The sequence below is a fragment of the Terricaulis silvestris genome (genome assembly GCF_009792355.1).
Lineage (GTDB): Bacteria > Pseudomonadota > Alphaproteobacteria > Caulobacterales > Aquidulcibacteraceae > Vitreimonas > Vitreimonas silvestris.
Genome location: NZ_CP047045.1, coordinates 1,085,821 through 1,097,886 on the forward strand (window position 1 = coordinate 1,085,821; position 12,066 = coordinate 1,097,886).

Here is a 12,066-nt window from a genome sequence, read left to right on the forward strand (position 1 = left end):
GTCCAGGGCAGGGCGCGCTTTCGCGTCGCCCTGCCGCCAACCGCCCAATCCTTAGGCGCCTCGCGTCCCTAGCCGCTATTCCGCAACGCCGTCGCGATCGCATTGATCGATAGCTGAATGCCTTCGTGAATGCGCGGATCGTCCTCGCCCGCGCGCCGGCGTTTGATCAGCTCCACCTGCAGCAGATTCAGCGGCTCAATATACGGCAACCGCAACTGAATCGACTCCGCCAACGCCGGCTGCCGCTCCAGCAAACGCGACTGCCCCGTCACCGCCAGCACCGCATCGTGGGTCTCAGTCCAAGCGCCGCGGATCGTTTCAAAGATCGCCTTGCCCCCCTTGCTTTCCACCAGGCGCAAATACTCCGCCGCGATGCCCATATCCGATTTCGCCAGCACCATTTCCAAATTCGCCAGCGTCGTCGCCAGGAACGGCCATGCCGCCGCCATGTCGCGCAACAGCTTCTGATCCTCGAACGCCGACAGCCCACGTCCCGCGCCATACCATCCGGGCAACATGATCCGCGCCTGCGCCCACGAAAACACCCACGGGATCGCGCGCAAATCCTCGATGCGATCCGATTTCGTCCGGCTCGCCGGCCGCGAGCCGATTTTCAGATCGGCAATCTCCGAGATCGGCGTGATCTGGCGGAAAAAATCCTTGAACCCCGCCGTCTCGTACACCAGCCCGCGATAGGCGGTGAACGCCGTCGCCGAGATCGCATCCATCGCCGCTGCGAAGCGCTTCGCGTCCTTCACGCTCAACGCCGGTGGCTCTAGCGAGGCCAACAACGTCGCCGACGCCATCGCTTCCAAATTCGCCGCTGCACTTTCGCGCGTGCCGTACTTCGCCGCGATCATCTCGCCTTGCTCGGTGATGCGGATGCGTCCGTTCACTGTGCCGCTCGGCTGCGCCCGGATCGCGGCGAACGACGACCCACCGCCGCGCCCCACCGCGCCACCGCGCCCGTGAAAGAGCTGCAACGCCACGCAGGCCCTTTCGAATACCGGCGCCAACGCGGCACTCGTCTCGTGCAAACTCCACACCGAAGTCAGATAGCCGCCGTCCTTGTTGCTATCCGAATACCCAACCATCACCTCCTGATGCCCGCGCGCGTTGGTCATCGCGGCGAACTCCGGCAGCGCGAAGTACGCGCCAATGATCGCCGTTGCGCGCTCCAGGTCGTCGATCGTTTCAAACAGCGGCACGGCCATGATGGGGCAGGCGGGCGCATCGCCGGGATGGAAGAGCCCTACCTCCTTCAGCAGCACATACACTTCCAGCATGTCCGACACGCTGGCCGCCTTCGAGATCACATAATTCGTGATGCACTGAGCGCCATAACGCGCATGCGCCGCCGCGGTGCTGCACAGGATGGCCAATTCCGATGTCGTCTCGTCACCATACACCGCGTCTGGAAACGAGAGCAGTCTTTTCCCCGCCAACTCACGCCGCAACAACGCAGCGCGTTTCGCTTCATCCAGCGCGAGATAATCCGCCTCAACCCCCGCGCTCTTCAGCAGCTCCGCCACCACGCGCTCATGCACGTCCGCGTTCTGCCGCAGGTCCAGCGTCGCGAGATGAAACCCGCACACTTCAACGCTGCGGATCAGCCGCCCAATCGCGCCGCCGCGACCCAACCCGCCATCGCCATCCGCGCTCAACGCCGCCTGGATCACATCGAGATCGCGCCGAAACGCGTCCGCGCTCGCGTAGGCTTCGCCCGCGAACCGCGCCCGTCGCGGCGGCTCGCGCCCTGTCACCGCAACAAAGTTCGCCGCCAGCCGCGCATACACGCCCGCAATCGCACGCCGGTATGGCTCATCCTCTCGCGCCTTGCCCGCGTCGCCGCTTGCTTCCGCCAGCGCCGCCAGCTCCGGCGTCACGCTCGCCAGCTCCGACGAAATCGAAAGATCGGCGCCAAGCTGATGCAGCTGATCGAGATAGCTCTCGATCACTGTCTCCGACGCACGCGCCAGCGCATACTCCAGCGTCTCCGCCGTGACGTTCGGATTGCCGTCGCGATCGCCGCCGATCCAACTTCCCAACCGCAAGAAAGAGGGCGGCCGCGCCCCGAACGCACGATGCCAGCGTGCATAGAGCGCCGGTAGCACCGGCAGAAACGACTCCCGGAAGTAGGCGAGCGCCGTCTCCACCTCGTCGCTGACATAAAGCCGCTCGTGTCGCAGCGGCCGCGTCTGCCACAGCAACGCGACCTGGCGCTGGATCGCGCGCTCCAGCAAGTCTCCGCCGTCGGTCTCTAGGCGGCCCGCATCGCGCAGCTTCATCAGCGCCGCGATCTCGTTGCGATGATCGATGATGCTCTTGCGGCGCACTTCAGTCGGATGCGCCGTCAGCACAGGCGTCACCAGCGCGCACTCCGCCAGCGCCAAGGCCCGTTCGCGCGAAATGCCTTCGCTCTCAAGTTTGGCAATCGCCTGCGCGATGTCCGCACCGGGTTCCGTCGCCACACCCTGGCGATCTTCCGCCAAGTTCGCCAGCATGGAGAACAGCATAAAGCTATGGACGAACGACAGCGTCTCATCGAGGTCGAGCGCGCCCAGCCCAAGATCGATCGCGCCCGCATCGCCGCCGCGATGCCGATCCACCGACGCGGCGCGAATATACTCGATCCGGCGAAACACGTCGTCACCGGCGTAGGTGCGGATCACATCGCCCAGCACGCGGCCGAGGAATTTGATGTCGGGATTCTGCTTCATGCCGGAAGGGAGCTAGTGGCGCTGCCTGCGGCGTCGTCAATGGCGGGGAGGCGCGAAGTCTGCTGCCTGCACAAATTTGCTGCAAAAACGGCCCCCTCGGCGGTGAGGGAGCCGTCGTAGCGGGGCGTCGGGTCACGGGTGTGGGGGAGGTGTTCTCCAGCGCCGCGACCAATGTTGCACCGGCCTTGGTTGCTGTCTGTTCGGCGCCGCACGAAAACTGCAACGGCGTTGCAAGCGAAGTCGCCCACGCAAAGTGTGCGACGCCGTACGGACTGACATGCGTTCAGCAACGGCCCCCTAACGCCATCTCAAACGTTGAGCGACGTTAGAAAGAATCCCCCCAATGAAAAAGAGTACTCTTTTCGCCGCTGCCGCGACGATGGCGCTCGCGAGCCCGCTCGCGATCAGTGCGGCGTCCGCTCAGCAAGATCTGCTGCGCAACGACCAAATGGTCCAGCACGCGCAATACCAAGGCCCAAACCGGCAGGCGCAAGACCGCGACGACGACCGCGAAGACGCCCGCCGCGGCGATCACCGCGACCGCCGCGAATCCTGGCGAGACGACAACCGCGAGTCCCGCTGGGACGACGACCGTCACAACGGCTACTATCAAAACGGCCGCTGGACCTACGGCCCGCCTTCAGCGGATCGCTACGGACGCGCGGATTTTGAGCTGGGGTATCGCCCTTGGGCGGTAGGCCAATCGCTCGGCTATTATGGCAGCCGCTTCGAGCAAGTGGATTATCGCCGTGCGCAATTGCGCCGCCCACCGCGTGGCTTGCGCTGGGTGGTCGATGATCGCGGCGACTACCTGCTCATCAACCGCTCGGGCCGCATCATGCAGGTCGTGGTCAGCGGCAACGAACCGCGCGATCGCCGCCAGTCATGGCGCGACGCACGCAACGACTCGCGTTGGGACGATCGCCGGCACAACGGCTACTATCGTGACAATCAGTGGACTTTCGGTCCGCCGCCTCAAGGCCGCTACGACCGCGATGATGTTGTTTACGGCTATCAGCCTTGGCAGCGTGGCCAACGCCTGGGCTATTACGAGGATCGGTATTCCGAAGTGGATTACCGAACAGATCGTCGCCTGCGCGCGCCGCCGCGTGGGCAACATTGGGTTCGCAACGACAGCGGCGACCTTCTGCTCGCAGCCATCGCGGGCGGTCTGATCACCGCAGTGATCCTGAACAACACGCGCTAACAGATCTGCAGGGAAGTGAAGGCCGTTTCGGAGTAGTGTCCGGAGCGGCTTTTGCGCGCCTGACACGAAAACGGCTCCCCCGGCGATGAGGAAGCCGCTCGAGATGGCGCCGGCTGATGCGGAGGAAGCGGGTCCCCAGCGCCGCCGCCAACATTTGCACCGCACTTAGCCTGTGTCTGTTCGGCGCCGCACGGACGCGTCGCGGAAGTTATCTGCAGCTTTCGACCAGCCATGTGCGGCGCCGTACCGACCGCGCGTGGCCCCAAATCTAGTCACGTCGATGGAGCCGGGGGGCTTCTTCTACCCTGCAACGCGAACGGTCTTCTGGTGCATCAGGGAGGCCGTTTCGCTGTCCGGCGTCTCGTGCGCGGCGCGATGGCGTACACATCGGCGCCCAGTAATTGCCCCTAAGGTGCGCAACTCGTCCACCAAGCGTGGCTTTGTTCGATTTCCCGCGCTTCTACTGGCCCCATTCCACGGTTTGGTGCATTGTACCACCATCGGTCCCTCCCGTTTTGGCGCAGGGCCGGCTGAGAGATGCTCGTGCTCCCGCCTGCGGGAGCTCCATGTGCCTCACCCCATTCAAGCCGTTACCCGAAACAGGATACTCGCGGCCTTGCCGGCTGGGGAATTCAAACTCATTGCTGAGAAACTGCACCGCGTAGACCTCACGCTGGGCCAATCGCTTCACCGCGCCGGCGAGCCGATCGAGAGCATCTACTTCGTCGAAAACGGCTTCATCTCCGTGCTCACAATGCTTTCCGACGGCGCCCCGCTGGAGATCGGCCTAATCGGCGCGGAAGGCGTAGCCGGCGTTTCAGTCGTGCTTGGCGCCACAAATTCATACAGCGAGACGATGTGCCAGACCCCAGGCGCGGCGTATCGCATGACCGCGTCCGCCTTGAAGGACGTCTCCGCGCAAGCGCCGCACCTGCGCGATCTCTTGCTGCGCTACACCCATGTCTTCCACGTCCAGGTGGCGCAAACCGCCGCCTGCAATGCGCACCATGAACTGGGCCAGCGCCTCGCCCGCTGGCTGCTCGCCGCGCACGATCGCAGCGATGTCGCAGAATTATCGCTCACCCAGGATCTTATCGCCGTCATGTTGGGCGTCCGCCGTTCCACCGTCAGTATTGCCGCGAGCACGCTGCAAAAGGCCGGCGTCATCCGCTATCAGCACGGCCGGATCACCATCCTCGACCGGGTCGGCCTCGAGAACGCGGCTTGCGAGTGCTACGGGGCGGTGGCGAGCGAATATCGCGCGCTGTTTGGCGAACACCCTCTCGACACAAAGCCTGCCGCCGTCCCGCTCAGCTAGAGCCGAAATTACAAAGAAATTCGGTAATGAGTCGGTTCGCGCACAGACTCGCGTGCGAAATGAGTCTTTTGTTCCCTCGGCTAAGGGAAAAAGGCCGTGAGTGAGAGTTGCTTGGAACTAGACGCGCCGCCACCTGGCAGTTCGTACGGCGTCAAGGCGCTGCTGGTCGAAAACGCCCGGCTGCGCCGGCTTTGCGCTGAGGCGAAAGAACTGGCCTCTCGGCACGAACTCGCGCTGCGCGAGGGCGATCACCGCATCAAGAACAGCCTCCAGATCGTCGCCAGCCTGATGGGCATGCAGGAGCGCCGTGAGACCAGCGAGACCGCGCGCGCCGCTCTCCACGCCGCCACCGCCCGCGTTCAAGCCATCGCGCGCATGCACGACGCGCTGCAGCTCAATGGCAGCTCCAACAAAGTGAATCTCGGCGCGCTGGTTGAGACCATGTGCCTGACTTTGCACGCCATGGCCGGCGATCCGATCCGGGTGAAGGTCATCGTCAACGTTGAGCCGCTCGAAGCCCCGATCGCAGTGGCGCAGCCCGTTGTGCTGGCGGTGAACGAATTGGTCGTCAACGCACTCCGCCATGCTTTCCCGGCAGACCGCAGCGGCACTGTCCACGTCGAGCTGAAATGCGTGGATGGCGAACTGCGCGTCGTCGTCGCCGACGATGGCGCGGGCCTGCCTGCTGATCATGACAAAGCCGGCGGCTACGGCATGAAGCTCGTGCGCATGATGGCCGCGAAGATCGGCGCTAAGCTCAACATCGAAAGCCCGCCCGGCGCCCGCTTCACGCTCTCCGCGCCCTACGGCGCGAGCGCTTAAGCGCTGGCCCATCGCGCAATGCCTTGGTGAGCGTTGCGGTTGAGCGATCCCGCTAAAACCCCTTCGGAATCATTGCGCTTCATCAGCTCGATTTGGCTTGACCGTACCCGCTTGCCGGGCCCCGGAAGCCGCGCCATAGTTCGCATGCGAGGGCGAAATTTCACACAGGAGCGGCGCGATGACGAAGCTCGGCATTCGCACGATTTTGGCCTGCCTTTGCGCAGCGGCGGCTTTGACCGTGTCTGCAAACGCGCAAGTTCTTCAGCGTCCGACGGGGGTAACGCCCGTTACGCCGGCGCTGGCGGAAATCACGACTCAATCGAGAGCCGAGATCGCGCGCCGCCTTGCAGGACCAAATGCGGCCATTAGCGGCACTGCCTGGGTCACGCCGATGGCCCCCAGCTTCAACAACGGCCAACTGGTCATGACCGCCTCCGTGATGGAGGGGCAGATGGACTGGGGCAGGGACCACATCTCGTTCAGTGAGAACGCTTGGATCGCTCTCAACTTTCGAGCAGCGGCGAGCACGCGCTATCTGATCATCTGCGACTTGAGCCGCGAAGTCGTCACGTGGAGCGCGCGCATTGCGGCGGCGAACGGCTCGTTGTCGGGCGCCGGGACGCAGGATCTTCCGGTCGTGTGGGAGTCAGGTAGGGGCGTCATCATGGTGCCCGCAGGCGCCGCTCGGCCCGTGACGGTCGGGTTAACCTCGACGAGACCTGCGCCTCATGCGACCCGCTCGCGCTTGCGGCGCTGCGAAGTCTCTACGCTCGGATAGCGCGAAGCTTCCCCGCTTTGCGCTTGAAACGTCGCAAAGCCGGCCCAAAGCGGGGCAGCTATCCGTTCTGTCTTATTGACTTCTTAGCCTTTTCCCCCGATATCCCGCCTCAGCGACCGTTCCTGGCCAAAGAGAGCCGGCGAACGCGGTCCCACGGAACGCCACCATCGACGTTCGGCTTTGAGCGCTAAATAGCTAGCTCGCCGCCTTTCTTCGCCGTCGCATCGTTCCAGACCTGACAGGGCCCACGCGATGACGCGTGCCGGCTCGAAAGTTTTTACGTGATCACATTCCAAGACCTCGGCGTTTCCGCGCCGATCCTGAAGGCGCTTGAGGCCGAGGGCTACACCACTCCAACTCCGATCCAGATCCAGGCGCTGCCGATCGTGCAGAAGGGCCGCGACCTGATCGGTCTGGCCCAAACCGGCACCGGCAAGACCGCGGCGTTCGCGCTGCCGATCCTCGATCGCCTGCATCAGAACCGCAAACACGCGGGCGAAAAGTCGTGCCGTACTTTGGTGCTCGCCCCAACGCGCGAACTCGCCGCCCAAATCGGCGACAGCTTCCGCGCCTACGGCAAATTCCTCGGCCTCTCGACCACCGTCGTCTTCGGCGGCGCGTCGATGCACAAGCAAAAGCAAGCCATGTTCCGCGGCGTCGATATCCTCGTCGCCACGCCGGGCCGTCTGCTTGACCACGTCAGCCAGCGCTCGATCCGTCTCGACAAGGTTGAAATTCTCGTCCTCGACGAAGCCGATCACATGATGGACATGGGCTTCATCCACGACCTGCGCAAAATCGCGACCATCCTGCCGCGTGCGCGCCAAACACTGTTCTTCTCCGCCACCATGCCGCCGGCGATCGAAGAACTCGCCGCGCAATTCCTGGATCGCCCGGAAAAAATCTCGGTTGCGCCGCAATCGACCACCGCCGAGCGCGTCCAACAAGTTGTTGTCCACGTCGATCAGTCGAAGAAGCAGGACCTGCTGCACGCCATGCTCGCCGACAAGGGCATGAAGCGCGCGCTGGTGTTCGCCCGCACCAAGCACGGCGCTGACCGCGTCGCCAATAAGCTGGAAAGCGCGGGTTTCAACACCGGCGCCATCCACGGCAACAAAAGCCAAGGCCAACGCACCCGTGCGCTGGACGACTTCAAGCGTGGTAAGACCCGCATCCTGGTCGCCACCGAAGTCGCCGCCCGCGGCATCGACGTCGATGACATCACACACGTCATCAACTTCGATCTGCCCAACGTGCCGGAGCAATACGTCCACCGCATCGGCCGCACCGCGCGCGCCGGTACGGACGGCATCGCGATTTCCTTCTGCGCGCCCGACGAACGCGCATACCTGAAGGACATCGAGCGCCTGACCAAGCAACCGGTGCCCGTGATGGAAACCGACATGTCGCTCCGCGCTCCGCGCGCGGACGACCGCCCAGTCCGCCCGAAAGGCCCCGCCGGCCGCAACGGCCAGCAGCAACAACGCAAGCACGCGCCGAAGAAGCATCACGCTTCAGAGACGCACGGCAAAGCGCACGCCAAGCAAGGCCACGCGCCGAGCAGCGCGCGCGAAGAGGGCGACCGTCGCGACCGCAAAGGCAACGACGTCTGGTCCAACGCCGGCCCGCCACGCCGCCTGAAGCGCAGACCGGCGCGCGTCTAACTTTTCACTTGCGACCATGCGGGCGCGCGCCTAAACCGCGCGCCCCATGCGTAAGGACATGTCGAAACTCATCGTGGAGCGGCCTCGTCGGGGCCGGGCGGTCGCGGGTCTGCGCCCCGGTCGCTCGCGTGCGCTCGTGGATGACGATGGCGAACCGATCAAAGCGAAGGGCGCCCGCGAGCCCAAAGGCCGTGAGCCACGCAACAAGCAGTTCAGCGACACGCTGAACCCACTGAAGCGCTATCTCGCCTCGAATGTCGGCCGCCCGTGGAACAAGGTCTATTCCGAGATCGCCGAACACGTGAAGCCGACCTCCACCGTTCAGCAGCACATCCTCCAGCACGTGGATGATTTCGTCGCCACCAAGACGCGCATGAAGGCCGGCGCCGTGATGGTCACGCCGCACGTTGGCGGCGAGCGCGCCCTGAGCGAAGATTGGTGCCTCTACTACGTCCACCCGCGCACCGGCCTGCTGCGCAAGAACGACAAATACAAGCGCCTGTCCGCCGTTCGCCGCGCCGCGCGCATCGCGGAAGAGGCCGCCCGCGCTGAACGCATGCGCGTCATCGACGCCAAGACCCAAGCGCACCTCTTCGGCAACGATTGGTGGGAAGTGAAGCTTGCAAAGATCGGCCGTCAAACCATCACCGATCGCCATGGCCGCGTGAACTACATCGAAACGCCATACTCCGACGTCGTGCGCAGCGCCAAATTGAGCAAGCTCGGCCTCGCCGAACTCTACGGCCGCGAAGACGTCTACGCCTCCGAAAAGCGCCAACTCTCCAAAGCCGAGATCAAGCGTCTGAAGCTGCGTTGACTCCCCGCGCCAGCGCCGCCGTCTCAGCCATATCCCGCGGATGCGTCAGCGGATCGGCGTGGCGATGCACCATCACCCATTCGCCCTCGCGCCGCGCATAAACCTGCGTCACCCGCAACGACCAATCTTGCTCCGGCAGGCCGCCAACTTCCGCGCGCTGCCGCTCGATGAACGCCATCACCACCATGTCCGGCGTCGCATAGCTTTCGATCAACTCGAACGCAGCGCTACCGCCGGTAAACCGCCGCGCCATCGCATCGAGATGTGCATCGCTGCCATCGAAGCCATGGCTCGGCGCGCCGCCGAACGGCGCCATCAGTGTGAAATCACGGCCCATCGGGCTCGCCAGCGCGTACCAGCGCCGCATGTCACCCGCGACGAACGCGTCGTTGGCCTCCGCCGCGCGCCGCCGCAGGTGCGCTGCGTCATTGCTGTTCATTCCAGACTCTCCTTCGTCCGCCGCCGCGCGTCCCGCGAACGGCAGCATCAATCCCAAGGTCAGCGCCGCGCGGCGCGACAACGCCGGCGACAGGGTGGGCAACACAAACATCAAAAACCTCCTGGCAAACCCGCCAGGCCCCCAACATCGCGCTTCAAGCCTCATGAATCTAATGATACGATTTCAGCGATATGCTGAACGAAACTGACCTATCCCGGACCGACCTCAACCTGCTCGTCCTGTTCGAAGCCGTGCTCGACACTCGCCACGTTGGCCGGGCAGCCGAGCGGCTCAATCTCTCGCCTTCCGCCGTCAGCCACGGCCTCGGGCGCCTCCGCCGCATGCTCGACGATCCGCTGTTCCTCAAAACCCCAAAGGGCGTCGAACCCACTGATCGCGCCAACGCACTCGCGCCGCAGATCGCCGACATCCTCGCGCGGGTGAGGGGCGTGGTCGCCACCGCAAAGCCGTTCGATCCAGCGAACTCCACGCGGCGTTTCGTGATCGGCGCGCCCGACGGCATCTCCGCCGTCATCCTGCCGCCGCTGCTCGCGCGCTTGCAAAGCGCCGCTCCAAACATCGACATTGCCGTCCGTCAGCTCTTGCCCAAGCAAGGCGAACACGAGCCCGGTCTCGCTTGGCGCGATGCACTCGGCGAACTCGAATCCCGCGCCATGGACGTCGCCATCATGCCAACGGACGACGTCCCCATCCGCTTCACGACCCGCGCGCTCTACGAGGAAGATTTTGTCTTCGCGCTCCGCGCCAAGCATCCGCTCGCGCGCAAGCTTACGTTGGAGGGCTACTGCGCGGCCCAGCACCTCGTCGTCTCCGACACTGGCGACGCCTACGGGTTCGTCGACAACGCGCTCGTCAAGCGCAAGCTCGCCCGCCGCGTAGCGCTCACAGTGCCGAACTTCATGTTTGCGCTGGCGACGCTCGCCGACACCGATCTCATCTCCGCGCTGCCGCGCAGCTTCGTCGCCATGCACGGCGCGCGGTTCGGCATCATCGCCGTGGAGCCGGAGATCAAGCTGCCGCATTTCAAGCTGACATTGGTCGCGCCGACCGTAGCGCTAAAGGATGCCGGTCTCGCCTGGTTCAGCGCCGAACTGGAGCGCGCCGCAAAGGCGCGCCGTTCAAGACGCTGACACCGCCGCCGCCGCTTCGCGCGGCCACAGCACGCCGTCGATCCCATGCACCACGCCGTTGCGCGCGCCCAGATCCGGCTTCACCAACCGCGCCGCGTTGACGCGCAGGTCCGTGCGTCCATCGATGATCACATCGCCGCCCGCATGCATCACCGCGCGAATGCGCTTGCCGGTCAGCTTCGTGGTCAGCACTTTCCCAGCCGCGAAATGGTAGCCCAGCACGGTGTTGAGGTGCTCGCGGTCGTCGTTCAAAAGCGCATCGAGCGCCGCCGGGGAGAATTTCTGAAACGCTGCGTCAGATGGCGCAAATACGGTGAACGGCCCCGCGCCTTCCAGCTTTGCGCCGAGATCGCTCGCGCGCAGCGCGTTGGCGAAAATATGGAAGCCGGCTCGATCGGCCACGCTCACAACGGAAAGTGCGCTCATTCTCGTGTCCTTGGGTTGAGGCGTCATTGCGCGCCGTAGGCGTCGCGCGCCTTCACATAGCAATCGTAAAGTTCGCGCAGCCGCGATCCCGGCTCGCCGTTCGCGCGACCCTGAAACCGCGCCAGGCCCGCCTCGCGCTCACCGAACACGGCGCCCACTTCGGCCATCCAAGCTTTGTCCGCGGCGGTAGATTCTTGCAGCAGGCGGAGTTTGCTCATCCCACGGTCTGCAGGCGTTTGATTTCGTCGCGCAGTGCTTTCTCGTCGAACACTTGGCCCGTGGCCGTATCGCGGATGCGCACCAGCCGCATGCCGCGTCGTTCCAGTCCGATCGCCCAATCCAGCGCCGCTTTCGGATCGTCCAACGTGGCGCTGGCCTCGAAGCGCAAACCGGCGCCGGGCGATGAGTTCACGATGAAGGCCACTGCTGCTCCAATTCAGACGGACGGTGTTTCGGTGCTATTGGCGAAGTTGAACTCAGCCGACCCTGGCGTGTGCTCGCCGTACTTCACCACGTAATCGGGGCCGAGGTTCTGGGCCAAAGCCTCCGCCTCGACGCTCGACGAAAAGATTCCAGCCAAATGCATCGGCGTCAGGCGCAACACGCCCCAGCCACGTCGCAGCATCTCTCCAGGAATAGGCATGGCGTCTCCGGCGTCGCAAAAAACGCACGCGAAATTGGCCGCCCTCACGGACGGCAATCGCAGTCGTTCTTGTTGCTGATT

Annotated in this window: 13 protein-coding genes; 7 read left to right on the plus strand and 6 right to left on the minus strand. The window is 64.5% G+C overall.

The window, feature by feature from the left end:
- Nucleotides 1-68: 68 nt before the first annotated feature.
- Entirely contained in the window at nucleotides 69-2,720 is a 2,652-nt protein-coding gene (ppc, locus tag DSM104635_RS05185) for a phosphoenolpyruvate carboxylase (RefSeq protein WP_158765183.1), read from the minus strand.
- 343 nt (nucleotides 2,721-3,063) lie between these two features.
- Here ppc and DSM104635_RS05190 point away from each other — a divergent pair, with 343 nt between their 5' ends.
- The 6 genes from DSM104635_RS05190 (at nucleotide 3,064) to DSM104635_RS05215 (ending at nucleotide 9,326) form a co-directional block, all read left to right on the plus strand.
- Complete coding sequence (locus DSM104635_RS05190; RefSeq protein ID WP_158765184.1) at nucleotides 3,064-3,927, plus strand: RcnB family protein; 864 nt, start codon at nucleotides 3,064-3,066, stop codon at nucleotides 3,925-3,927.
- Between the two features lie 616 nt (nucleotides 3,928-4,543).
- A complete protein-coding gene (locus tag DSM104635_RS05195; RefSeq protein WP_158765185.1) occupies nucleotides 4,544-5,245 on the plus strand; it encodes a Crp/Fnr family transcriptional regulator in 702 nt (233 codons plus the stop codon).
- A 96-nt stretch (nucleotides 5,246-5,341) separates the two neighbouring features.
- A complete protein-coding gene (locus tag DSM104635_RS05200) occupies nucleotides 5,342-6,067 on the plus strand; it encodes a sensor histidine kinase (RefSeq protein ID WP_158765186.1) in 726 nt (241 codons plus the stop codon).
- Between the two features lie 178 nt (nucleotides 6,068-6,245).
- Nucleotides 6,246-6,845, plus strand: a complete 600-nt coding sequence (locus DSM104635_RS05205) for a hypothetical protein (protein ID WP_158765187.1) — start codon at nucleotides 6,246-6,248, stop codon at nucleotides 6,843-6,845.
- Between the two features lie 281 nt (nucleotides 6,846-7,126).
- Complete coding sequence (locus DSM104635_RS05210; RefSeq protein ID WP_228445877.1) at nucleotides 7,127-8,509, plus strand: DEAD/DEAH box helicase; 1,383 nt, start codon at nucleotides 7,127-7,129, stop codon at nucleotides 8,507-8,509.
- Nucleotides 8,510-8,555: 46 nt separating this feature from the next.
- Entirely contained in the window at nucleotides 8,556-9,326 is a 771-nt protein-coding gene (locus DSM104635_RS05215; protein ID WP_228445879.1) for a hypothetical protein, read from the plus strand.
- Here the strand turns inward: DSM104635_RS05215 and DSM104635_RS05220 are convergent.
- Entirely contained in the window at nucleotides 9,304-9,876 is a 573-nt protein-coding gene (locus DSM104635_RS05220; protein ID WP_228445881.1) for a DUF4440 domain-containing protein, read from the minus strand. The genes DSM104635_RS05215 and DSM104635_RS05220 overlap by 23 nt on opposite strands.
- 80 nt (nucleotides 9,877-9,956) lie before the next feature.
- Here DSM104635_RS05220 and DSM104635_RS05225 point away from each other — a divergent pair, with 80 nt between their 5' ends.
- On the plus strand, nucleotides 9,957-10,916 hold the full coding sequence (locus DSM104635_RS05225) for a LysR family transcriptional regulator (RefSeq protein WP_158765189.1): 960 nt from the start codon (nucleotides 9,957-9,959) through the stop codon (nucleotides 10,914-10,916).
- Here the strand turns inward: DSM104635_RS05225 and DSM104635_RS05230 are convergent.
- From DSM104635_RS05230 to DSM104635_RS05245, 4 genes are read right to left on the minus strand one after another with little or no spacing between them, the layout of a single operon-like run.
- Entirely contained in the window at nucleotides 10,905-11,342 is a 438-nt protein-coding gene (locus DSM104635_RS05230) for a fasciclin domain-containing protein (protein ID WP_158765190.1), read from the minus strand. The genes DSM104635_RS05225 and DSM104635_RS05230 overlap by 12 nt on opposite strands.
- A gap of 23 nt (nucleotides 11,343-11,365) precedes the next feature.
- Complete coding sequence (locus tag DSM104635_RS05235) at nucleotides 11,366-11,560, minus strand: hypothetical protein (protein WP_158765191.1); 195 nt, start codon at nucleotides 11,558-11,560, stop codon at nucleotides 11,366-11,368.
- Nucleotides 11,557-11,766 carry a hypothetical protein gene (locus DSM104635_RS05240; RefSeq protein ID WP_158765192.1) on the minus strand — a complete coding sequence of 70 codons (210 nt, stop codon included), beginning with the start codon at nucleotides 11,764-11,766 and terminating at the stop codon, nucleotides 11,557-11,559. Before DSM104635_RS05240 ends, DSM104635_RS05235 begins: the two co-directional genes overlap by 4 nt.
- A 12-nt stretch (nucleotides 11,767-11,778) precedes the next feature.
- Nucleotides 11,779-11,985 (minus strand): hypothetical protein, encoded by a 207-nt coding sequence (locus tag DSM104635_RS05245; RefSeq protein ID WP_158765193.1) that lies wholly within the window; start codon nucleotides 11,983-11,985, stop codon nucleotides 11,779-11,781.
- Nucleotides 11,986-12,066: the final 81 nt, after the last annotated feature.